The 22,328-nt window shown below is 47.3% G+C and carries 19 protein-coding genes and 1 pseudogene; 15 read left to right on the top strand and 5 right to left on the bottom strand.

Going from position 1 to position 22,328, the window contains the following annotated elements:
- Positions 1-35 precede the first annotated feature (35 nt).
- From L3J94_04580 to L3J94_04545, 8 genes are all read left to right on the top strand, one after another.
- Positions 36-956 (top strand): branched-chain amino acid transaminase, encoded by a 921-nt coding sequence (locus tag L3J94_04580; GenBank protein MCF6218032.1) that lies wholly within the window; start codon positions 36-38, stop codon positions 954-956.
- A gap of 65 nt (positions 957-1,021) precedes the next feature.
- Positions 1,022-1,237 (top strand): zinc-finger domain-containing protein, encoded by a 216-nt coding sequence (locus L3J94_04575; protein ID MCF6218031.1) that lies wholly within the window; start codon positions 1,022-1,024, stop codon positions 1,235-1,237.
- Positions 1,238-1,272: 35 nt separating this feature from the next.
- Positions 1,273-2,274, top strand: coding sequence for a UDP-N-acetylglucosamine 4,6-dehydratase (inverting) (pseB, locus tag L3J94_04570; GenBank protein ID MCF6218030.1), 1,002 nt, complete (start codon positions 1,273-1,275; stop codon positions 2,272-2,274).
- Positions 2,271-3,428: a UDP-4-amino-4,6-dideoxy-N-acetyl-beta-L-altrosamine transaminase gene (gene pseC / locus L3J94_04565; protein ID MCF6218029.1), complete on the top strand. Its 1,158-nt coding sequence runs from the start codon at positions 2,271-2,273 to the stop codon at positions 3,426-3,428. The genes pseB and pseC overlap by 4 nt, the downstream gene beginning before the upstream one ends.
- A complete protein-coding gene (gene pseF / locus L3J94_04560) occupies positions 3,425-4,126 on the top strand; it encodes a pseudaminic acid cytidylyltransferase (GenBank protein MCF6218028.1) in 702 nt (233 codons plus the stop codon). The genes pseC and pseF overlap by 4 nt, the downstream gene beginning before the upstream one ends.
- A gap of 53 nt (positions 4,127-4,179) precedes the next feature.
- Positions 4,180-5,646: a UDP-2,4-diacetamido-2,4,6-trideoxy-beta-L-altropyranose hydrolase gene (pseG, locus tag L3J94_04555; GenBank protein ID MCF6218027.1), complete on the top strand. Its 1,467-nt coding sequence runs from the start codon at positions 4,180-4,182 to the stop codon at positions 5,644-5,646.
- 35 nt (positions 5,647-5,681) lie between these two features.
- Positions 5,682-6,749, top strand: a complete 1,068-nt coding sequence (gene pseI, locus L3J94_04550; protein ID MCF6218026.1) for a pseudaminic acid synthase — start codon at positions 5,682-5,684, stop codon at positions 6,747-6,749.
- 258 nt (positions 6,750-7,007) lie between these two features.
- Positions 7,008-8,609 (top strand): hypothetical protein, encoded by a 1,602-nt coding sequence (locus L3J94_04545; GenBank protein ID MCF6218025.1) that lies wholly within the window; start codon positions 7,008-7,010, stop codon positions 8,607-8,609.
- A gap of 9 nt (positions 8,610-8,618) precedes the next feature.
- Here L3J94_04545 and L3J94_04540 read toward each other — a convergent pair whose 3' ends face one another.
- The 3 genes from L3J94_04540 to L3J94_04530 form a co-directional block, all read right to left on the bottom strand.
- Positions 8,619-9,623 carry an alpha-2,8-polysialyltransferase family protein gene (locus tag L3J94_04540; GenBank protein MCF6218024.1) on the bottom strand — a complete coding sequence of 335 codons (1,005 nt, stop codon included), beginning with the start codon at positions 9,621-9,623 and terminating at the stop codon, positions 8,619-8,621.
- Positions 9,624-9,694: 71 nt separating this feature from the next.
- Positions 9,695-10,348, bottom strand: coding sequence for a sulfotransferase family protein (locus L3J94_04535; protein MCF6218023.1), 654 nt, complete (start codon positions 10,346-10,348; stop codon positions 9,695-9,697).
- A 49-nt stretch (positions 10,349-10,397) separates the two neighbouring features.
- On the bottom strand, positions 10,398-11,510 hold the full coding sequence (locus tag L3J94_04530; GenBank protein ID MCF6218022.1) for a glycosyltransferase: 1,113 nt from the start codon (positions 11,508-11,510) through the stop codon (positions 10,398-10,400).
- A gap of 490 nt (positions 11,511-12,000) precedes the next feature.
- Here L3J94_04530 and asnB point away from each other — a divergent pair, with 490 nt between their 5' ends.
- The 3 genes from asnB (at position 12,001) to L3J94_04515 (ending at position 16,079) form a co-directional block, all read left to right on the top strand.
- Positions 12,001-13,812, top strand: a complete 1,812-nt coding sequence (gene asnB / locus L3J94_04525) for an asparagine synthase (glutamine-hydrolyzing) (GenBank protein ID MCF6218021.1) — start codon at positions 12,001-12,003, stop codon at positions 13,810-13,812.
- 153 nt (positions 13,813-13,965) lie between these two features.
- Positions 13,966-14,991, top strand: a complete 1,026-nt coding sequence (locus L3J94_04520) for a glycosyltransferase family 9 protein (protein ID MCF6218020.1) — start codon at positions 13,966-13,968, stop codon at positions 14,989-14,991.
- A 2-nt stretch (positions 14,992-14,993) separates the two neighbouring features.
- Entirely contained in the window at positions 14,994-16,079 is a 1,086-nt protein-coding gene (locus L3J94_04515) for a glycosyltransferase family 4 protein (GenBank protein MCF6218019.1), read from the top strand.
- 2 nt (positions 16,080-16,081) lie between these two features.
- Here the strand turns inward: L3J94_04515 and lpxL are convergent, their stop codons facing one another.
- Complete coding sequence (gene lpxL / locus L3J94_04510) at positions 16,082-17,017, bottom strand: LpxL/LpxP family Kdo(2)-lipid IV(A) lauroyl/palmitoleoyl acyltransferase (GenBank protein ID MCF6218018.1); 936 nt, start codon at positions 17,015-17,017, stop codon at positions 16,082-16,084.
- Positions 17,018-17,234: 217 nt separating this feature from the next.
- On the opposite strand from lpxL, the gene L3J94_04505 reads away from it, so the two are divergent.
- From L3J94_04505 to waaA, 3 genes are read left to right on the top strand one after another with little or no spacing between them, the layout of a single operon-like run.
- Positions 17,235-17,789: an SIS domain-containing protein gene (locus tag L3J94_04505; GenBank protein MCF6218017.1), complete on the top strand. Its 555-nt coding sequence runs from the start codon at positions 17,235-17,237 to the stop codon at positions 17,787-17,789.
- Positions 17,786-19,243, top strand: coding sequence for a bifunctional D-glycero-beta-D-manno-heptose-7-phosphate kinase/D-glycero-beta-D-manno-heptose 1-phosphate adenylyltransferase HldE (gene hldE / locus L3J94_04500; protein MCF6218016.1), 1,458 nt, complete (start codon positions 17,786-17,788; stop codon positions 19,241-19,243). The genes L3J94_04505 and hldE overlap by 4 nt, the downstream gene beginning before the upstream one ends.
- 8 nt (positions 19,244-19,251) lie before the next feature.
- Complete coding sequence (gene waaA, locus L3J94_04495) at positions 19,252-20,508, top strand: lipid IV(A) 3-deoxy-D-manno-octulosonic acid transferase (protein MCF6218015.1); 1,257 nt, start codon at positions 19,252-19,254, stop codon at positions 20,506-20,508.
- A 240-nt stretch (positions 20,509-20,748) separates the two neighbouring features.
- Here the strand turns inward: waaA and L3J94_04490 are convergent.
- A pseudogene (locus L3J94_04490) lies at positions 20,749-20,853 on the bottom strand (integron integrase).
- Between the two features lie 300 nt (positions 20,854-21,153).
- On the opposite strand from L3J94_04490, the gene L3J94_04485 reads away from it, so the two are divergent.
- Positions 21,154-22,328, top strand: a 1,175-nt coding sequence (locus tag L3J94_04485; GenBank protein ID MCF6218014.1) for a DUF5011 domain-containing protein, incomplete at its 3' end; no start/stop codon positions are given.

The following is a 22,328-nucleotide window of genomic DNA, read 5'->3' as shown; positions in this document are numbered from 1 at the left end:
AGAATTTATTAGATTTGAGGAGCCGCAGTATGAGTATGGGTATGGATGATCGAGATGGGGTCATCTGGTTAGATGGCGTGATGGTGCCGTGGCGTGATGCCAAAGTACACGTACTGACTCACACGCTGCATTATGGCATGGGTGTTTTTGAAGGGGTACGCGCATATCACACCGACAAAGGTGCTGCTATTTTTCGCCTGCAAGAGCATACAGATCGTCTTTTTCGCTCAGCACATATTTTGAATATGCCGATGCCATATGACAAAGAGACTCTCAACAAAGCGACCATTGCCGCAGTAAAAGAGAACAACCTTGATTCGGCCTATATTCGGCCAATGGTCTTTTTTGGCTCAGAAGGAATGGGTCTGCGAGCAGATAACCTGAAAGCACATGTGATGATAGCGGCCTGGTCGTGGGGCGCCTATTTAGGAAAAGAGGCGCTGGAGCGGGGCATTCGCATTAAAACATCCTCCTTTACCCGTCACCACGTCAACATCACCATGTGCAAAGCGAAAGCCAATGGCAACTACATGAACTCGATGCTGGCACTGAGCGAAGCGCTGCGAGATGGCTATGATGAAGCACTGCTACTGGATGTTGATGGTTTTGTGGCAGAAGGAAGTGGAGAGAATTTCTTCATGATTCGTGATGGTATCGTCTATACACCCGAGTTAACCTCGGCACTGGATGGCATCACCCGTGGAACCATCATGTCACTTTGTGAAGAGCTGGGCATTGAAGTCCGGGAAAAACGCATCACCCGTGATGAAGTTTATGTGGCCGACGAGTGCTTCTTCACCGGTACGGCCGCAGAAGTAACGCCTATTCGTGAACTGGATGGTCGGACAATTGGAGCCGGAAGCCGTGGTCCGATCACTGAAAAACTGCAAACCATGTACTTTGATATTGTACATGGTCGCGACCAAAGCCGTAGTGATTGGCTAACACTGGTTTAAGCAAGACAGGCACCCCGTTGTGGGGTGCCGAAAACAGATAAAAAACAGAGACAACGGGAGGCAACATGACATCCGGAATTTCACAACTTGGCCCAGAAGTGGGCGAGGTATTACCCAATAAAGAGAATAAATATACGGTGAGCAAAGATGAGCTGCCACTGCACTGTCCAATGAATGGCATGAGCCTCTGGAGCTCACACCCACGCGTCTACATTAAAATGAAGGATGGCCAGGGTAAGTGTCCTTATTGTGGGGCGGAGTACCAGATGAAATCTGAGTAGATGAAATTTAATGCTTACGGTCGTAGAGGTTATTAATGTTTGATAATAAAAGTATTTTAATTACGGGTGGAACGGGTTCATTTGGCAAGCAGTATACTAAAACCATATTGGCAAAGTATAAACCGAGTAGGCTGATCATCTACTCTCGTGATGAGCTAAAGCAATTTGAGATGCAGCAGACATTTAATGCCCCCTGTATGCGCTATTTTATTGGTGATGTGCGTGACGCAGAGCGTCTTTCTCAAGCCATGAACGGTGTGGATTTTGTAATTCATGCTGCAGCACAAAAACAGGTTCCGGCTGCGGAATATAACCCCATGGAGTGTATAAAGACTAATATTCATGGAGCAGAAAATGTTATTCAAGCGGCTTTAAAAAACAAGGTAATGAAGGTTATCGCACTCTCTACGGATAAAGCTGCAAACCCTATTAATCTGTATGGTGCAACTAAACTGGCATCAGACAAGCTATTTGTAGCCGCAAATAACATGGCGGGTAGTGGCGGAACTCTTTTTTCGGCCGTGCGTTATGGGAATGTGGTCGGGTCACGTGGCTCAGTAGTGCCTTTTTTTAAGCAGTTAATTGCTGAGGGTGCGGATCATTTACCGATTACGGATGAAAAAATGACACGATTTTGGATAACCCTACAGCAAGGTGTAGACTTTGTTTTGAAAAATTTTGAAAGAATGTATGGTGGCGAAATTTTTGTTCCAAAAATCCCATCGATCCGTATTACCGACCTCACAGCCTCTTTAGATGCTGGACTGCCAAGTAAAGTGATCGGCATTCGTCCCGGTGAAAAATTACATGAAATAATGTGCCCGTCGGATGACTCTCACTTGACGCTTGAATTTGATGATCACTATGTATTACGTCCTACAATAAAGTTTCACCATAAACATATTGATTATACAACGAATGCTTTGGGAGAGATGGGTGTAGCGGTGACTCAAGGTTACGAATATAACTCAGGTAATAATCCCCATTTTTTGAGTGTTGAGGAAATCAAAGAGTTCGATAAATTGGCGCAGTTATGATCCCTTATGGTAGGCAAGATATTCAGCAGCAGGATATTGATGCGGTTGTTGAGGTTCTTCAGTCCGATTTTTTGACTCAAGGGCCCCAAGTTCCTCTATTTGAAAAATCACTGGTTGACTATACTGGGGCTAAGTTCGGCTGTGCTGTTAATAGTGCAACCTCTGCTTTGCACCTTGCCTGCCTCTCCTTGGGATTAGGGCGTGGTGACTATCTATGGACATCGCCCAACAGCTTTGTGGCGTCTGCCAATGTTGGTTTATATTGCGGGGCCATTGTCGATTTTGTCGATATAGACCCCGAAACCTATAACATGAGCGTTGAAAAATTAGATGCTAAATTGATAGAGGCAGAGCAAAATGGAGTGCTGCCAAAGATTGTTATTCCTGTTCATTTTTCAGGTCAAGCCTGTGATATGAAGGCAATCCATCAACTATCACAGCGCTATGGTTTCAGAGTTATTGAGGATGCTTCACATGCAGTTGGTGGCCGTTACCAAAATGATATCATTGGCAACTGTCGATACTCAGACATTACGGTTTTCAGCTTCCACCCAGTTAAAATTATTACGACCGCCGAAGGAGGTCTTGCGTTAACTAATAACCCTGATTTGGCTGAAAAGATGGCGTTATTGCGTAGTCATGGAATTACACGTGATGAGCATCTTATGCAAGGGTCATCTGATGGCCCTTGGTATTATCAACAAGTCAGCTTGGGATATAATTACCGCATGACCGATATGCAAGCTGCGCTGGGTGTGAGCCAGCTACAGCGGTTGGATGATTTTGTTGCTATTCGTCACCAGTTAGTAGAGCGTTATAACGATCTTCTGTCTGACCTGCCCATTACACTTCCAGCTCAGAGTGGTGATAGCTATTCGGCATGGCACCTGTATGTAATTCAAGTGCAGCTAGATAGTGTGAGCCGATCGCACCGTGAAGTATTTGAGTATTTGAGAGAGCATGGTGTTGGTGTCAACCTCCACTACATTCCAATTCATTTACAGCCTTATTATCAATCAATGGGGCATAGCAAAGGGGACTACCCCAATGCCGAAAAGTACTACTCCCGGGCAATAAGCATCCCACTATACCCCAACCTTAGTGATGACCAGCAAGGGAGGGTGGCGGCTGTTATAAGGGAGGCTTTAGCTTGAATATTGCAGTCATTCCCGCTCGTGGCGGCAGTAAGCGGATTCCTCGAAAAAATATTAAAAGCTTTTGTGGAAAGCCCATTATTGCCTATTCAATTGAGGTGGCTCAAGAGACAGGATTGTTCGACAAAATCGTTGTCTCGACCGATGATGAAGAGATTGCGACGGTTGCACAAAAGTATGGAGCAGAGATACCCTTTATTCGCCCCAAAGAGATTTCTGATGACTATACGGGCACTAATGCGGTTGTTAAACATGCTATACAGTGGTTTGAAAACAGCCTCACTCAAGTTGAGTATGCCTGCTGCCTTTATGCCACAGCTCCCTTTGTGCAGTCGGAGTATCTTAAGCAGTCGTACCAAGCGTTAAATGACAGCAATAAAATATTTTCATTTTCTGTCACCAGTTTTGCCTTCCCCATTCAACGCTCCATTCGTATTTGTAGTAATGGAGGCGTTGAGGCGATTTTCCCTGAAACAATGTTACAGCGCTCTCAAGACCTAGAAGAGGCTTATCATGATGCTGGGCAGTTCTACTGGGGACGTGCTCAGGCTTTTTTGAATGACAGAACCATGTTTGCAACCCACTCACTCCCTATTATTCTACCAAGGCATTTGGTGCAAGACATTGATACGCCGGAAGATTGGTTGCGTGCTGAGCTTATGTATCGAGCTTGGCTTGAGCACGGTGAGGGCTCGTAGTGAATATTGCGATACGCGCTGATAGCTCTGTTAGCATCGGCAGTGGCCATGTGATGCGGTGTCTGGCACTTGCTGCTGAGTTGAAGGGGCGTGGTCACGATATTCTATTTATGAGTGCTGATATTAAAGGGCACCTTGCCGGGTTAATAAAAGAACAGGGTCACCACATTACACTGCTGCCTAGGCAGCAAGAGGATGTTGCCGTTGACCATACAAATTCTTGGCTTGGCGTACCCTGGCAAAAAGACGCTGAGTTGTGCCAGAGAATAGTGAAGAGTACTGCTAAATTGGACTGGTTGATAGTCGACCATTACGGTATTGATGCACGTTGGGAGGCGAGCATGGCACAGCATGTCGAGTCTATCCTGGTAATTGATGACTTGGCAAACCGGCCTCACCAGTGCGACTTGCTACTGGATCAAACCGTTGGCCGCAATGCTGTTAATTACCTCCATTGGCTTGAGCGTGGTGATACTGAGATATTGCTAGGAAGTCAGTTCAGCCTTTTGAGACAAGAGTTTCCCGCTCTGCGTAAAAAGGCTTTAGAGGCTCGCTGTCAGCGGCATGGAGTTTCGAATATTTTGCTGACGATGGGAGGGATGGATCTAGACAATATCTCAGAAAAAATATTGGATGCATTAGCCATGGCCATTGATCAGGCGTGGCAGGTGACCGTTGTATTGGGTGCTGGGGCACCACATTACCACTCTTTGCAGGAAAAGCTCGCTCAATACAACTTTGGTGTAGAGCTACTATCGTCTGTTAATAATATGGCTCATTTAATGGCTAAGGCTGATTTGGCCATAGGGGCAGCTGGTACCACGAGCTGGGAGAGATGCTGCCTTGGGCTGCCGACTATTTTAATTCAAACGGCTGAAAATCAACATCTAGTTGCTGAAGAGCTTTCAACGCTCGGCGCAGTCATTTTTATTGGTGAAGGAAGGCAGCTTAAAAGCGAAAGTATTTTAGATGCACTGGCGTATGCAGAGGATCATTTGATGGGCTTAAGCACTGCCGCTAGCCAGATTTGCGATGGACGCGGCGCCGGACGAGTGGCAGATTATATTGCTTTGAACAAGCGTGTCATATTACGTATTGTTACCCAGTCCGATATTGAACTGATATATAAATGGCAAAGTGAGCATGGTGCACGTCGATACTCGCGAAATACAGAAGTGCCCGCTTATGAGCATCATGAGAGCTGGTTTCTTAAGCGGGTATCATCACCAGACCCCTATTTGATCATAATGCTTGAAGGGGTCCCGGTTGGGGTTCTACGTTTGGATAAGCTGTCGATAGATAGTGAGTATGAGGTTTCGATATTAATCTCCTCCGATTATTATGGTCGAGGTGTTGGTACAGCAGCGTTAACAAAATTACGCCAACGCTACCCATCGATCACTATTGTTGCTGAAGTGCATGAAGAAAATGAGTCATCACGGGCGTTGTTTGAAAAATTGGGTTATAAACAGTCGAATGGGAAATATTATTCTTATTCAGACGGCTCTAATGGTATTTAGCGTTTGTTTTTTATGGGTTTTTTGTGGGTAGTACTATGTCAAAAATAATCACTATTGATGGGCGGAAAATTGGTAAGCAACATCCTCCCTATATAATTGCTGAGCTTTCAGCAAATCATAATGGCGATATTCAAAGAGCGTTAAAAACCATCGAAATGGCCAAGAAGATGGGTGCGGATGCCATAAAAATACAGACGTATACAGCGGATACCATGACAATTGACTGTGATAGTGAAGAGTTTCAAATTCGTGGTGGTTTATGGGATGGCTACAACCTCTACCAGCTTTATGATTGGGCACATACTCCATTTGAATGGCATAAAACGATGTTTGATAAAGCGAAAGAGCTCGGTATTACCATTTTTAGCTCCCCCTTTGATGCAAGCGCAGTTGATTTATTGGAAGAACTCGATGCTCCAGCATATAAAATCGCCTCATTTGAAGCGATAGATTTACCCTTAATAAAACGGGTAGCCCAAACAGGCAAACCGATGATTATTTCAACGGGGATGGCCGACTTTCAAGAGATAAAAGAGGCGGTAGAGTGTGCTCGTAATAATGGTTGCCAGCAGCTGGTTTTATTGCACTGTATTAGTGGCTACCCTGCTCCAGTAGAGCAGTCAAATTTACTTACAATTCCTGATCTTGCTGAAAAATTTGATGTTATAACGGGCCTCTCAGATCACACTCTTGGAACGGTAGTCTCTGTTTCTAGTGTTGCTTTAGGTGCCTGCGTAATTGAAAAACACGTGACGTTGAGCAGGAAAGATAAGGGGCCAGATTCTGAGTTCTCCTTGGAGCCTCAAGAGCTAAAACAGCTTTGCACCGATAGTTATATGGCATGGCAGGCATTAGGCATCGCTAGTTATGAGCGGAAACCGGTTGAGGAGCAAAACCTTAAGTTTCGTCGTTCAATATATGTAGTGAAAGATATCGAGCAAGGTGAGAATTTTAGCGAGGAAAATATTCGTATCATACGTCCTGGATTTGGTTTAAAGCCTAAATATTTTGAAGCGATTTTGGGTAAGCAGGCAACTATGGATATTAAGCGTGGCACGGCTCTTTGCTGGATGAGTGTTGATAACATGAAGGGAAGCAATTAGTCCGATGTTTTTTTCACTCAGCTCATGAGTGAAGTTAGTCGTGACTATCCATCAAGTAAATCTTTCAATAGTTGCCATAGTAGAGCGGCTGTACGTCCTCACTTCGAAATAAATGAGGTCAACTTCTATGGGTGCGACTCCTATTTTTGATTTCACGGTGAAAACAATATTTTACACATTATTTTGCATCTCTATCTGGGGATTAGAGCAGTCTAAAATCCTTGAATAACAAGTAGATAATATTCGCCAGGAGTAGCCATGAGTTTTATTGAAAACCTCCAAAAGACTTTGGGAGATGAGTCTACTGGCAGTTCGGGGTCTCTAGAGCTGAATCCTGAGTCTTTGGTGACGTTACTGTCATCGATTATGGGTAAGCATCTCTCAGAGCTTCATGGGGATGTCATTGATTTTTCATTTTTGTTGCGACCATTTTACAATTTATATGTTTACATCTATGCCAATGGTAGTTATTTAGAGCCAGTCATAAATGATCATACTGATGAACAGTTTGCCTTTAATAATATTAATGGATTATCGGAAACAGAATTTAACGGAAAAGTGCACCGTTTAATATATGGGTTATCTAAATCCAATGATGTACACGCCTCTATTTCATCAATACTCACATCAGAGATCAAGGAAGTGGCCCGCGTTGACATGGCTACGTTGAGTGAGTTGCTGAGTGATGAGTGCGATAAAAGGCAAGTGGGTGTCAGTCTATCGTTTACTGCGATTGAGCGAATGATCTTAAAGTGCCGGCTCAGGGGTAATATTAAATTTGTAAAAATACAGAAAAGCAGCCATGCCCCCGTAGAAATAGACTCTGAAATGCGTTTGACCATGTTGAATTCGCTATCCGATCATATGGGCGCTAAGCAGTTACCTGAAAAGAAGTATAAGTTGTTGCTGAGCTCAGTTTTGTTTATGCCTACCTACTTCCTCGAACAGTTTTCCAGCGGCTATCTAAATGCAAAGCAACATGCTCGTGGGCTGAAGGCTTTAATTTGTGGTATCGAATTTCAACATAAGCCAGTGCAGGCGATACTGCTTGCCATTTTGAAGGCAAGAAATATCCCCCTTATTGGTAGTCAGCATGGTGGGTTTTATGGGCAGACCGACCCAACCTGGTTGGAACGAACTGAACGAGAAATCTTTGATTACTATATAACCTGGGGGTATAAATTTTCAGACAATGACCATCCACTACCTTCAGTTAGGCTTTCACGAAAGCGCTTGGGTGATCTACTCTCCGTGACGAAAAGCCACTTTTTACAGTCCAAAAGCAAAACAGTGTTGGTTGTTTTGCCCCATATCATGCCAACACTTGCTTACAGTATCCAGAGCCCTAGAGTTACGCAGCAGCAGCAAGCTTTACACCGCTCTTTAATGATGCTTGAATCACTCGTTGATGTGGGCTATGAAATTACATTGCGCGCGCACCCTAGGAATCCCTTTTCAGATTATGAGGCAGCCATACCTGATCAACTTAAAGGTGCTGTGGTTGTCTGTAGTGGTCAAACAGGTTCCTTGGTTGAGGTTATGCCTGAATATGAATGGGTATTTTTTACTAATCCAAACGCAACAGGGCTTTCTGAATGCGTCGCCAATGGTATTGAATTTCGAATAGTTTCCGATCCTTGTGACTATCAAATACGCCCAGAGGCATCTAAAGTTTATCAATCGTTGCAGTCGAGTAAGGTATGGTTTACCTCAAAAATAGAGTTGCACCATCTGGATAAAGAGAGTGGTAAAGGTGAGCGTTCAAAAGCCATTGATCAATTTATGAAAATGTATGGATTGCATTCGAAAAGTTATCTGCAGGATTGGATAAGCTATATCAATATGCTTAAGCTAGGTTGATGCATAGAGTCACTTCTTGGTGTACTCATTGAAATGGATAACGTTGATCCCTCTGTTGGCTTGGTATTTATAGTAGTTGCGAAGAGCTTCTTTTTTGGTAGGTATGAGGTCATTTTCATCAAATTTCAGAAGTTTGATTTTTGGGTTATATATAGCCTCTATTGTATCCAACGCAGAAGAGCAGAATGATGATATAGAGGTGGGTGTAATTTTCTGAATAAAAAACTCCGACTCTATGATGTTATTAAAGCGAACAATAGGAATGCCAAATTTTTTTGCGACGAGTGCAACGTACTCGGCACACTCTTTTCTATGTAAAACATAAACCCATTTCTCTTTATCAAAATAAGCAGCAAGAATTTTAAAATATTTTTCGTAGCAGGCTTTACTGATCAATAAATCCTCCATGCTGGTGCCAATAAAAAAACAGGTTTTTTCGTCAGACAAGCCTGTAATGTTTTTTTTGAACATTCTGTAGTCGTTCGTGATGGTTCTATCTGAAAGACCAAGTCCTTGTAAGTTATACATAGTGAAAAAGTCAGACCTATATAGATATTTAGGAGATGTCTGACAAATTGCTCTAACAATAATTGTTGGCACACTCATTTTGCTTTTCAAGTGTTTCTTTGTTTTATGTAAAGAGCCGGAGTTTATCATCGCCACTATTTTTAAGGTTGCGATACCATCATCAACCATTACGATTTTTTTTGGCCTTGTAATGTTAATATAAAAGTTGATTGAGCTTGTATAATCGCCAATGTATAAAGTGTCTACTTTAGAGTGCTGCACAAATAGTTTTATGATGAGTGAGTATTGGTCTGCATTGGCTTTAATTGAATGTAGATAAACTTGGTTCCAATCGTTTTTATCAATCAGTTGGTGCAGTAGGTTTTTATCTGTATCATTTTTATATGCCGCCACAAGAATATTTTCATCATCTCCAGAGAAACGATTGCGTGCCTCGATACAATTGAATAATTGTAGGGGAGATCTGGCAATATAAAGACTTTTCAATGTGTTAGCCTAGTTTGTGATGATTGTAGGAGTTGGATATATGGTTTTTTATAATGTGAGGCCGGTGTTTGCTACTCAAAGCAATAGTCCAACAGCTCGATATCTCGCTTGAAATGCCTAGCGACCAGCTCAACAGATTCATCATCGTAGTAGTTACGAAAATCCTTCGTTCGGTCTGTTGAAATACGCTTTTCTGGTAGAGCGCATTTAATTTTTATCTTTTCGCAAACGTGAGAAAAATCATTATGAAAGTTTTCGTAGCGGCCAATATAATCGACAATAATATTTCCGTGCAGATCAACTAGATAGTCACTTTGTAGCTCAATAGAGGTATCTATGTGGTACTGATAGGGGCGCTTTGGGTCAAATTTGAACTTCAAGAAATCTTTGAAGTTATCGTGGCCAAAAAGGTATTGAGGGCGCTCTCGTTTGATATGGTGAAACGAACTGACCTGTAAATCCCAAGGATTTCGTACAAATCCGAATTTAAATAAACTATCAAAAAACTCTTTTGGCAGCATCTCTTTTGCCGCGATGATTTTTGAGTGTCGGGGAAGTTTGCTGGCTAGTTTATGTCTCGTAAGGTGGCTCAACTTGCTGCAACACCACATGGGTAACCGGTATGGGTCAAGCATTGCTTTTCTAACCAGTGCTGCACGGACGCTGGTGCCCCCTGTTTTGGCGATATGAACAAAAAGAAATTGATAGCGATGGGATAACAGCATCAGTTGCCTACTTAAATCAGCTTATGGTTTATTTTAACATCGAACTTGTTCAATGAATGCCTAGAGCCTCAAGATAGCGTTGTGCGCTGATCTTTACGGTATATTCTTGTACAGCTGCACGAAGTGACTCGGCTGGCGGCGGATTGTCTAGGGTTTTAATAATCGCTTTGGCCATCTCTTTTACATCACTAACAGGAATCAGCGGGGCAATTTTACCACCTTGCAAAACTTCACTTGGTCCACTGGGGCAGTCGGTGGCAACAACAGGTGTGCCTTGTGCTAGTGCCTCAGAGAGCACATTGGGTGACCCTTCCCATGCAGAGGAAAGTACAAATAGTGAGGCTTGTTTCATGTAAGGGTATGGGTTATTGGAAAACCCTGGCATGGATAGCTCTTTATCAACACCTAGTGTTGTCGCAAGTGCTTCGTATTCACTTCGAAGTGCGCCGTGGCCGAGCAGTACTAAGCGGCAGGCACGTTGCTGACGAACCTCGGCAAATGCCTTAATGAGAGTGATAAAGTCTTTTTGGAGGGTGAATCGCCCAGCAGCAAGAATCACGGGAGGCTGCCCTTTTGAAAACCAAGGGTGGCTGATTGATTGTTGTGCTAATCGATCCGTTTCAGGAGTGATTACCGGATTGCAAATTACCCGTAATTTTTCAGAACTCAGTTTTGTGATAGAGGTTATATCGTCCAATACTCCTTTTGAGACAGGAATAATCATATCAACTTTCGGATAAATTTTACGCATAGGGGCGTGCCAAAGCCATTTTCTTAGCGCGCTTTTTCCTTCTAAAGCTCGAGATAGGTTGGTACCTAAACGGCCCACAATTCGAGTGTTAACACCCGCCAGCATGCGAGCGATAACTGCAATTACAATGGCACGATGCTTTGCAACCAATATACATTTTGGTTGTTCTTTTTGCAGATAACGCACTAAGGGTAGTAGTGTCATGGCACTGTGATTAGAGCCAAGTTTAACGATGTTAACCTCTTTCGGCAGGTGCTTTAGATGCTCCCCGCGAGCTTTTATGAGCAGCAGCTCGACAGGGTGCCCCAAGCGAATAAACTCATGAATCAGGTTGCTGATCATTCGTTCGACACCACCTTCACCAGAAAAAGAGATGAAAATAGTCACTTTGGGCTTTTGATGTGTTGTCATGAAAAAGGGTGGTATCCGGAAATTATTGACCTAACACTAACAAAGGCCTTTGCACGAGAGGATGCAAGGATAAAAAAAGGTTAAAACAGACCTGATTTTCGTTGAAAATATTGTGAGTAGCTCGCTACTCCCTGCGCTTTTCGCCTCAATCAGTTAAGTTTTATCTATTTTTTTCGCACACCCTTCTGCTGCAAAGGCCTCTAACAGTATCATCCAGCTACACGCATGGTCAGGGAGGAGTATCGACTGGACAATTAATTATTGATTTTTAGTATACATTAAATAGCAACCTTGATGCAGGTGAAGTGTGGTTGAATCCAAAAGATTAGGGTAAAAAAGGGCCTGGAATTAGAGGAGAATCAGCATAGTGCTGGACAACTATCTTGACAAACATCGAATGTTAGCTGGGCGGTTAATGGCGTTGATTTAACGTATACTGGGATCTGAAATTTAATCTTACTGTTGGATGTTAGACAATATGTGCGGAATTATGGGCTTGTATAACGCGGTTCTTCCCGTTGATGGCGAACGATTGCAGGCCGCTATTTCATCTTTGGCTCATCGAGGCCCAGACCACCAAGATGTTTACTGTGACGGCTCTTTGGGTCTAGCTCACACCCGTCTCTCAATTATCGACCTCGCGGGTGGTGATCAACCCTTTATTGATGAGCAGTATGGCCTGATTTTGGTGGCCAATGGTGAGATCTATAATCACCTTGAGTTGCGCAAAGAGCTTGAAGATCAAGGCCGTCAATTTCAAACCCACTCTGACTGTGAAACCATTCTGCACGCCTATGCGGTATACGGTGATACTTTTCTTGAGCATATTGGTGGCATGTTTGCCTTTGCACTGTTTGATCGTAAAAAGCAGCGTTTGATTTTAGCGCGTGATCGCCTTGGTATGAAACCGCTGTTTATAGCAGAGACCTCGGAAGGGGTTTGCTTCGCTTCAGAGATTAAGGCTCTGTTACCGGCACTGGCTGAAAAGCCGTCAATAAATCCCTCGGCATTAATCCAGTTTCTACAAAATCAGAACGCCAGTGGTCGGGAGACGCTATTCTCGGGTATTGAGCAGCTGTTGCCCGGTGAGTGTGTGACGGTAGAGCAGGGGCGGGTAGTTGACCGCCTGCGTTACTGGTCGGCGCTGGGTGTCGAGCCGCGTGACATCAGCTATGCTGAGGCAGAGTCTGAATTTGATTCACTGATGGAAACAGTGATGACGCAGCATATGCGTGCGGATGTGCCGTTTGGACTGTTCCTATCAGGCGGGGTGGACTCAACAACCCTATTAGCACTGCTAAGTCGTTACAAAGCTGAACCCATTCGAACCTTCTCGCTGGGCTTTTGCAACTCCAGTGTCGGCGATGAACTCTCTACGGCAGAGAGCATTGCTAAACACTTCAATAGCCAACACACCATTATCCGTCCGACGGCTGAGTCGATGTTGCAGCGTCTGGTTTACAGTACCTGGGCGGCAGATGATCTGATGCGTGATTTTGCCAATCTCCCCACCTCGCTACTGGCTGAAGAGGCCGCACAGGATTTGAAAGTGGTTTTCTCGGGTGAAGGGGGAGATGAAGCCTTTGCAGGCTATGGTCGCTATCGTCCAGGGAAGTTAGAGAGCCTGTTGAAAAACAGGCTCTACCCCGGTTCGGGCGGCTTCCGTACCGGGGGTAATTTCCGCGGTGGTTTGCCAAAACAACTCTTCTCAGAAAAACTGCTACAACGAGCTGATCAGTGGCGTGCCCCCATTATTACCGCCTGGCAGGAGGCACCGACTGAGTGGAGTGATTTGCAGCGTCGTCAATATGTGGATATTACCACTGCACTGCCCGATAATCTGTTGGTTAAAGCGGATCGTATGTTAATGAGCTGGGGTTTGGAGGGGCGGCTGCCATTTGTTGATCATCGTGTGATCGAGTTTGGATTGTCACTGCCGGATGGCCTGAAAATAGAGGGCAAACAGGGTAAGATGTTTCTGAAAAAATGGGCGAGCCGCCACCTTCCCAGTGAGCATTTCTGGCAAAAGAAACGAGGGTTTAGTGTGCCAGTGGGCGACTGGTTGGCAAGTGATTATTTAGGTAAGGTTGGCATGGCGTTACTCGAAAGCCCGGCCATTGCCGAGTGGATGCAGCGGCGTGGCGTTGAGAAGTTATTGAAACGCCAGCAACAGAAGGGTGATGTGACTAAAAATATTTATGCGCTGTTGCAGTTTTCTATCTGGCACAAACTGTTTATTGAAGGGAGTGGGGTGCGGCCACCTACGCTGATCGATCCGTTGCGGTTTTTAGCTGAGCCCTAACGCCCGGACGTCTTTCTACCTGAGGATTGGGGCTGAGTCGTTATTTGGGGTTGGGGTATCATATCGATTACTCTCCCCACCTTTTGCCTGATACAATCGCATAACTTTTTTCACTTCCGCTAGCTGGCGGCTGTTGGCTGAGATAAGCAGACCATGACCCAACCCCAAAATATCTTGATTATTCGTCTTAGCGCCATTGGTGATGTGGTCTTCTCATCGCCCCTGATTAAGGCGCTGCGCCGCCGTTATCCCGATGCCAATATCAGCTGGCTGGTGGAGCCTGCGGCGGCACCGCTATTGAAAAATAACCCGGATATTGATGAGCTGGTGATCTGGCCAAAGAGTGAGTGGAAGCAGCTGTGGAAGCAGCGTAAATATCTCACCCTGCTCAGGGCGTTGGGGCTGCTGCGTAAACGCCTTAAGGCGAAAAATTTTGACCTGGCGATTGATCTGCAAGGGTTGCTTAAAAGTGGCATCTGGGCACTCTGGTCGGGCGCACCGGTGCGTATTGGTCTGGGTTCCAAGGAGGCGAGTGCTCGCTTTATGACTCAAGTGATTTCCCGCCAAGGGAATGACCCTCGCATCGGCTCCGAATATTATCATCTTGCACTGGAGATGAAGCTGGATGTGGGTGATTTTTCCATGGATATCGCTCTCAGTGACGAGGATGAAGCCTATGCCGCAGAGTTTCGTGGCAAGGGCGAATATGCCGTAATCTGCCCTTTTACCACTCGCCCACAAAAGCACTGGGTGGCCTCACGCTGGCCCGAGTTGGCACAGCAGATAATGGCGCAGCGAGGGGTGCCGGTAATTATGCTGGGCGGGCCGGGTGATGTGGTGGCGGCAGCGCCTATTCAAGCGGCCAATGATAAAATAATCAGCCTAGTGGGTAAGTCATCACTGACACAGACCGCGGCAATCATTAAACAGAGTGCGTTGCTGGTGGGGGTTGATACCGGCCTGACCCATATGGGTATCGCCTTTAATGTTCCGACACTGGCACTGTTTGGATCCACCTGTCCCTACACCGATACCCGCCGTGAGAATGCCCGGGTGCTTTACCGTAAAATGGAGTGCTCCCCTTGTCGCCGTAACCCGGTTTGTGACGGAGATTTCAGCTGCATGAAAAAAATTACCGTTGATACGATTATGAAAAATATCCGAGAGGTAACCCCGTGACCATGACGGTTGTACATGTTGAGGCGGGTATGCACCTCTATGGTGGCGCACTACAGGTTTACTATCTGCTGCGAGGATTGGCCAATAAACCGGTGCGCTCTATCTTGGTCTGCCCTAAAGGGAGTGCGATTGCCGAGGCAGCGCGGGGTGTGGTGGATAAGGTGTATGAGATGCCCATGAAAGGTGATCTTGATCTTGGTTTTATCCGGCGACTCAAGTGGGTGCTTAAGGAAGAAAAGGCCGACCTGGTGCATCTGCACAGTCGCCGTGGAGCCGATGTGCTGGGCGGTCTGGCGGCTAGATGGGCGGGAGTGAAGAGCATCTGTTCACGTCGGGTTGATAACCCGGAATCGCCGCTGATTGCACGGCTTAAATACGCACTTTACGACCAGGTGATTACCATTTCATATGGTATTCGCGAGGTTCTTATTAGTGAAGGCGTGCCCGCCGACAAGGTGCTGTGTGTCCACAGCGCAGTGGATGTGGAACGATTTGACCAACCCGCAGAGCGTGAGTGGTTTATAGAGGCATTGGCGCTGCCACATAACAGCCGGGTGTTGGCTGTCGTTGCTCAGCTTATTCACCGCAAGGGGCACCGCCACCTGTTTGCAGCACTGCCAGAGGTGATTGAAAAACATCCCGATATTCAGGTGTTACTGTTTGGTAAGGGTCCTTTGGCCGATGAGCTGACACAGCAAATAAAGCAGCAGGGGCTAAGTGATCACGTGCGGTTGATCGGTTTTCGTGATGACCTGCACCGGGTGATGCCCAACCTGTATGCGGTGGTTCACCCAGCTGATATGGAGGGGCTGGGTGTCTCACTGCTTCAAGCCGCCGCCGCAGGAGTACCCTTGATAGGGACCCGCGCCGGGGGGATTCCCGAAATTGTACGCGATGGTGAAAATGGCATTTTAGTCGCTCCGCAAGATGTTGCAGAGTTGCGCAGCGCACTGCTTAAATTATTAGCCGATGAGCCGCAGGCCCGTGCATGGGGCGAAAAAGGTAAGCAAATTGTTAAGGCGGAGTTCTCAATTGAGGCGATGGTCGAGGGGAATTTTAAGGTTTATCAATCACTGGTGAGAGCTTAATATCAGGGTGACTTTTGGTAGGGATCTTCCCCCGCTATACGCTTACGTTTGAAGCGCTTATGTACCCAAAAATATTGCGCCTTGTTGTTGCGAATCTGCGTTTCAAATAGCTGGTGTATGCGGGCCGCATCCGCCACCTCATCATCCGTTGGGAAATTATCCAGCGGTGGCAGTAGTTTAAGCGCATAGCCACTGCCATCCTCTTTGCGTACTGAAACAAAAGGGATCACCGCTGTCTTGCTCATTTTGGCAATCCGGGAAGTACCGGTATTGGTGGGGGTGGGGATGCCGAAGAAGGGTACCAGTGCCGACCCTTTTCCTTCGTAGTGTTGATCCGGCGCATACCAGACGGCTTTGTTCTGTTTGAGGCTGCGGATCAGCCCACGAATATCATCACGGGGGATCAGGCTCTCCAGATAACTCTCGCGGCCATTTCTCATTACATATTCGATCACCGGATTCTCGTGGGGGCGATACATGCTGCGTATGGAGAGATCGGTTTGAGTGGCGAGCAGGTGGCCGCTGATATCGAGCGTGGTGTAGTGAGCACCTAACAACAGTGCGCCATTTCCACCCGCTATCGCGCTCTCCAGATACTCCAACCCTTCAATTTCGGTTAATGCAGCCAGGCGTTTATCACCCCCCCACCAGCTCAAACCCAACTCAAACAGCATAATACCCATTGAGTGGAAGTGTTTGCGCAGTATGGAGGCCCTTGCTGCATCAGAGAGTTCGGGAAAACAGAGCTTGATGTTGGTGGCTGCCACACGGCGGCGAGTTTTGGCCACATGGAAGAGCAGATTGCCCAGCTGTTTGCCCAGCATCAGCTGTACGCGGAACGGTAGTGTGTTGAGCAGGCGTAACAGCGCCAAACCCAGCCAGATGGGCCAATATTTGGGGTGGATGGGTAATCTCTCTGAAGGTCTGTTTTTCTGCATCTTGGTGATTTAAACTCAGCATGTAAACTCGCTCAGAGAGCGGGCACGACTGTGCTAGTATAACACCCCGATTATCAGTACATAACTTAAAATATAAGTCCTTATTCCTGGGTAGAAACACGAGTCGACATGTAAGATGTTGGTTTTGCTATTAAATCAATCGTTTGTGCAGTGTGCGTGTGGCTATCCGGGGGTGAGGGGTCAGTGGGAACAATAGATGGCTTTTGATTTTAAAACGAGTCTGGAAGAGCACCGCGCCGCCCTGAGCTGCGTAGAAAAACTCTACCCCATTTTGCATGAGGTGAGCCAGTTAATGCGCCAGCGATTGGCGAACGGGCATACCATTTACGGTTGTGGTAACGGGGGTTCTGCTTCAGATATTCAACACTTTGCGGCGGAGTTGACCGGGCGATTTGAGATAGAGCGCCGGGGTTATCCTGCCGTAGCACTGACCACAGACAGTTGTGCGCTCACCTCCATTGGCAATGACTACGGTTTTGATGCGGTATTTGAGCGCCAGCTTGCCGCCTTGAGTCACCCAGGTGATATTTTACTGGCGATCAGCACCTCGGGCAACTCAGCCAATGTGGTCAAAGCGGTGGAGTATGCCAACGCAAACCAGATTAAAACCATCGGCCTACTGGGTAAAACCGGCGGTGCGCTGGCTCCTCTGGTTGATTACGCGATCACGGTGCCGATTGAGCGCACCGCACGCATTCAAGAGATGCATATCCTTATATTACATCTGCTTTGCGAGTCGATTGAAGTATGAGCCTCTCTATTCCTGATTTTAAAAAAGCACAGATTCTGGTGGCGGGTGACCTCATGCTAGACCGCTACTGGCAAGGGGCGACCTCCCGTATCTCCCCCGAAGCACCGGTGCCGGTGGTGAATATCAAGCGTAGTGAGCTAGATGCCCGAGCCGGTGGCGCAGGAAATGTAGCGATCAACATTGCTGCGCTGGGCGCGGGTGTCGCGTTGGATGGCTTAGCGGGTGACGATGAATCGGGTCGCATCATGTCACAACAGCTTGAACAGGCGGGGGTGGTTTGCCGCTTCGAACGCTCGGAAAAAATCCAGACCATCACCAAATTGCGGGTGCTCAGTCGACATCAACAGCTGCTGCGGCTCGACTTTGAAGCACCGCTGCACCGGTTTGCCAATGCGGCGCTACTGGCTCGCTTTACCCAGGGTTTGAGTGGCTGTAATGCAGTAGTACTTTCAGACTATGCCAAAGGGACGTTGGACCAAGTTCAGCTGATGATTCAAGCGGCACGAGCAGCCGGTAAGCCGGTACTGATTGACCCCAAAGGCGCTACGATGCAGAAATACAGCGGCGCAACCCTGCTAACACCCAACTTCTCCGAATTTGAAGCGGTGGTTGGTCACTGTGAAAATGATGCCGCAGTGGTGAGCAAAGGCGATGCACTGCGTGAAGCGTTACAGCTGGAAGCGCTGCTCATCACCCGCAGTGAAAAAGGGATGACGCTACTACAAAAAGGGCACCCACCACTCCACCTGCCTACCCTGGCGCGAGAGGTCTATGACGTAACCGGTGCAGGCGATACCGTGATCTCCACTCTGGCTGCCGCACTGGCTGCTGGGCAGTCATTGGCCGAGGCCACCGCATTAGCTAATCTGGCGGCAGGAATCGTAGTGGGCAAACTGGGCACCGCCACCGTCTCAGTAAAAGAGCTGGGTACGGCCATTCGGGCAGGTGAACCGGTTGAAAACAGCATCAAAACCGGTGTGCAGAACGAAGCCGAGCTGCAATCTGTCGTGCAGCGCGCTAAAGAACTGGGTGAGCGCATCGTGATGACAAACGGCTGTTTTGATCTGCTACATGCAGGCCATGTAGAGTACCTTGAAAAAGCCAGGCAGCAGGGCGACCGACTGATCGTGGCAGTGAATGATGATGCCTCCGTTGCGCGGCTCAAGGGTGAGCAACGCCCCATTGTGCCACTGGCACAACGGATGACCGTACTGGCCGCCCTGCGCAGTGTCGATTGGGTAGTGCCGTTTTCAGAAGAGACCCCGCAACGTCTCATCTGCAAAATTTTACCCGATGTACTCATAAAGGGCGGCGACTATCAGATCGAACAGATCGCCGGACATCAGTGCGTTCAGGCCAGCGGTGGTAAAGTGCAGGTGCTGCACTTTGCAGAAGGGTGTTCAACCAGCGCCATTGTAGAGCGGATTCGCCAGCAACCGACTGAAGACAAATAACAAACCAGATGCGACCTCTCTACTCCTTTATTTTTACACTGCTACTGCCTCTCATCTTGCTGCGCCTCTATCTGCGCGCGCGAAAATCGCCCGCTTATCGAGAGCGGTTGAGCGAACGCTTCGGTTTTGGCGAGCGTATAAAAGCACCGGTAATATGGCTGCATGCGGTCTCCGTGGGCGAAGTGCAAGCGGCAAAACCATTGATCACGCGCCTACAAAAGCAATACCCCGAACACACGCTGGTGGTGACCACCATGACCCCGACCGGAGCCGAGCGGGTGGCCGACATCAAAGGCAACATACAGCACCGATATGTGCCCTACGACACACCCGGCTGCATCAAACGCTTTCTCAACCGCATCCAGCCATCGATGCTGATTATCATGGAGACCGAAATCTGGCCCAATATGCTGCACTACTGCCATCAGCGGAAGATCCCCAGCCTATTGGTCAATGCCCGTATGTCAGAACGATCAGCCCGAGGCTATGCCCGTTTTAGCGCACTCACACGCTCGACACTCAATAAATTCAGCTCGATTGCCGCGCAAGGAAAAATTGATGCGGAGCGCTTGATTAAGCTGGGGTCAGACCCCGCAAAAACCCATATAACCGGTAGCTTGAAATTTGACCTCACCCCCCCCGCCGACCTTGAAGTACGTGCCCGTACCTTGCGTAGCCAATGGGGTGTTAATCGCAAAGTCTGGATCGCCGCAAGCACCCACAAAGGGGAAGATGAGCAACTGTTGGATGCGTTTGAAACGCTACAACAGCACCTGCCAGAAACACTGTTAATCTTGGTGCCGCGTCACCCAGAGCGCTTTGATGAAGTTGCGAAGCTGTGTCAGGCACGTGGCTTTACCTTGGTTCGCCGCAGTGAACAACACAACTGCCAAAGCGAAACGACAATCTTTCTTGGTGACAGCATGGGCGAGTTGATGCTCTTTTTCGCCGCATCAGACATCGCCTTTGTCGGCGGCAGCCTAGTGGCCGCAGGAGGGCATAACCTGCTAGAGCCCGCCTTATTGGGCATCCCAGTGCTCACTGGCCCCCACATGTTTAACTTTGCAGAGATTCACCGCCTGCTGCTACAAGCAAAAGCCTCCCTAGAAGTAGAGAACAGCCGCCACCTGGCAAAAGAGTTACGGCAACTGTTTAACGATCCATCACTTAGCCACACCATGGGAGAGCAGGGCAAGAGGCTGGTGGCACAAAATCGCGGGGCACTGGATAACGTGATGAAGCGGGTGGAAGAGATAAAAGCGTAAAGGGCGCACCCTAAACCGAGGGATTTCATGACACTGTGTAAAGAGCGCAGGCGCTTGGTCATGCTAATGAGCAGGGGAGACGATAAAAACTTTCTTCAGCCGACTGTAAAGGCAAAAGCCCAATATTGAATTCGCCCCCTTTTTTATAAATTCGATCAAGCGGGCTAATAACAGCGTGGTCGCCGCAAATCCTCGTAGGAGCCACCTTTAGGTAGCGATAGGCTTAATGCACTACTGGCCCTACAGCATATCCAGCGGACTCACTACCCCCTGCGCACCCTGCCTCAACACATGCGTATAAATCATCGTGGTTTGCAACTCAGCATGACCTAACAGCGCTTGAATAAGCCCCCGGTTCCTCCACAAATCGTAATATCTGGATCGTAGAGGGCGTATTGCTTCTGTATTAACTTCCGGGATCTCTCAGGGTATAGTGTTTTGTGATATGACATTGCGATAAGTTTTGTTAAATAAACAGGGCAAAAAATCAATATGGTATTTGACCCCCTTCCGGACCCCCTTCCCTTTTTTGGCTATCCGATTATGAATGACCAAGATTATAATGTGGTATGGTAATTTTATTATGTGATTTACTGGCAGTGAATACGCGGTATTCACGCTGAATAAAAAATAATGGAGGATGTTATGTCATCGGTGAAGTGGATTCGGGGTACTGTCATTTTCATGTTTTTGTTGTTGACGGCCTGTGTGGATGGAGATGATGGCGGTGGTGCAACGGATACAACCGTACCCGAAATAACATTAGCCGGTGAAAATCCGTTGGATTTATCGGTTGGTGATACTTACGTTGATCCCGGTGCCACGGCTTCTGATAATGTCGATGGCAACGTAACAGCGCATATTGTTGTTGCTGGCGATGTGGTGGACACTGCGGCGGTAGGTGCTTATATAGTGACTTACGATGTCAGTGATGCAGCGGGGAACTCTGCAACGCCATTAACGCGCACCATTAACGTTCGTGATCAGGACGCTCCAGAAATCATACTGCTCGGTGATGATCCATTAAATCTACCGGTTGGTGATACTTATGTTGATCCCGGATCTTTTGCTTTGGACAATGTTGATGGCAATATAACAGCGCATATTGTTGTTGCTGGCGATGCGGTGGATACTGCGGCGGTAGGTACTTATACAGTGACTTACGATGTCAGTGATGCAGCGGGGAATTCTGCAACGCAGTTAACACGCACTGTTAATGTCAGTGATATGGACGCTCCAGAAATCATACTGCTCGGTGATAATCCATTAAATCTATCGGTTGGTGATGCCTATGTTGATCCCGGTTTTTTTGCTTTGGACAATGTCGATGGCAATATAACAGCGCATATTGTTGTTGCTGGCGATGCGGTGGATACTGCGGCGGTAGGTACTTATGTAGTGACTTACGATGTCAGTGATGCAGCGGGTAATTTTGCAACGCAGTTAACACGCACTGTTAATGTCAGTGACCCTCCCCCCCATCCCACCTCTAATGTAACGAATATTTCACTATTGGTTAGTAGCCCACAAATGCCATCCGATGGCTCAAGTACGGTTACTTTGACCGCAGTGGCTCGGGACAGCGACAATAACTATGTAGAGAATGCTGCTATTGAATTCTCCGCATCATCGGGTGGTATTTTACCGGGTGAACGCACCATAACTAACTCTTCAGGGCGAGTCTCTGCAACGCTGGATGTGGGTGGTGATCCCGCTAATCGAACCATTACGGTGACCGCAGTTGATAGTGTAACCGGTCAGAGTGCCAGCCAATTGGTTGAAGTGAGGGATACACAGTTTGTCTTTTCCGGCCCCCAGCG

This window comes from Gammaproteobacteria bacterium, assembly GCA_021647245.1.
Classification (GTDB): Bacteria; Pseudomonadota; Gammaproteobacteria; order RBG-16-57-12; family RBG-16-57-12; genus JAFLJP01.
This window is presented reverse-complemented; position numbering and strand designations above follow the sequence as displayed.

Coding starts and splice junctions, on each gene's coding strand:
- L3J94_04580 (MCF6218032.1), top strand. CDS start 36: ATGGGTATGGATGATCGAGATGGGGTCATCTGGTTAGATGGCGTGATG.
- L3J94_04575 (MCF6218031.1), top strand. CDS start 1,022: ATGACATCCGGAATTTCACAACTTGGCCCAGAAGTGGGCGAGGTATTA.
- pseB (MCF6218030.1), top strand. CDS start 1,273: ATGTTTGATAATAAAAGTATTTTAATTACGGGTGGAACGGGTTCATTT.
- pseC (MCF6218029.1), top strand. CDS start 2,271: ATGATCCCTTATGGTAGGCAAGATATTCAGCAGCAGGATATTGATGCG.
- pseG (MCF6218027.1), top strand. CDS start 4,180: ATGCGGTGTCTGGCACTTGCTGCTGAGTTGAAGGGGCGTGGTCACGAT.
- pseI (MCF6218026.1), top strand. CDS start 5,682: ATGTCAAAAATAATCACTATTGATGGGCGGAAAATTGGTAAGCAACAT.
- L3J94_04545 (MCF6218025.1), top strand. CDS start 7,008: ATGAGTTTTATTGAAAACCTCCAAAAGACTTTGGGAGATGAGTCTACT.
- L3J94_04535 (MCF6218023.1), bottom strand. CDS start 10,348: ATGCTGTTATCCCATCGCTATCAATTTCTTTTTGTTCATATCGCCAAA.
- L3J94_04530 (MCF6218022.1), bottom strand. CDS start 11,510: ATGACAACACATCAAAAGCCCAAAGTGACTATTTTCATCTCTTTTTCT.
- asnB (MCF6218021.1), top strand. CDS start 12,001: ATGGGCTTGTATAACGCGGTTCTTCCCGTTGATGGCGAACGATTGCAG.
- L3J94_04520 (MCF6218020.1), top strand. CDS start 13,966: ATGACCCAACCCCAAAATATCTTGATTATTCGTCTTAGCGCCATTGGT.
- L3J94_04515 (MCF6218019.1), top strand. CDS start 14,994: ATGACGGTTGTACATGTTGAGGCGGGTATGCACCTCTATGGTGGCGCA.
- lpxL (MCF6218018.1), bottom strand. CDS start 17,017: ATGCAGAAAAACAGACCTTCAGAGAGATTACCCATCCACCCCAAATAT.
- L3J94_04505 (MCF6218017.1), top strand. CDS start 17,235: ATGGCTTTTGATTTTAAAACGAGTCTGGAAGAGCACCGCGCCGCCCTG.
- hldE (MCF6218016.1), top strand. CDS start 17,786: ATGAGCCTCTCTATTCCTGATTTTAAAAAAGCACAGATTCTGGTGGCG.
- waaA (MCF6218015.1), top strand. CDS start 19,252: ATGCGACCTCTCTACTCCTTTATTTTTACACTGCTACTGCCTCTCATC.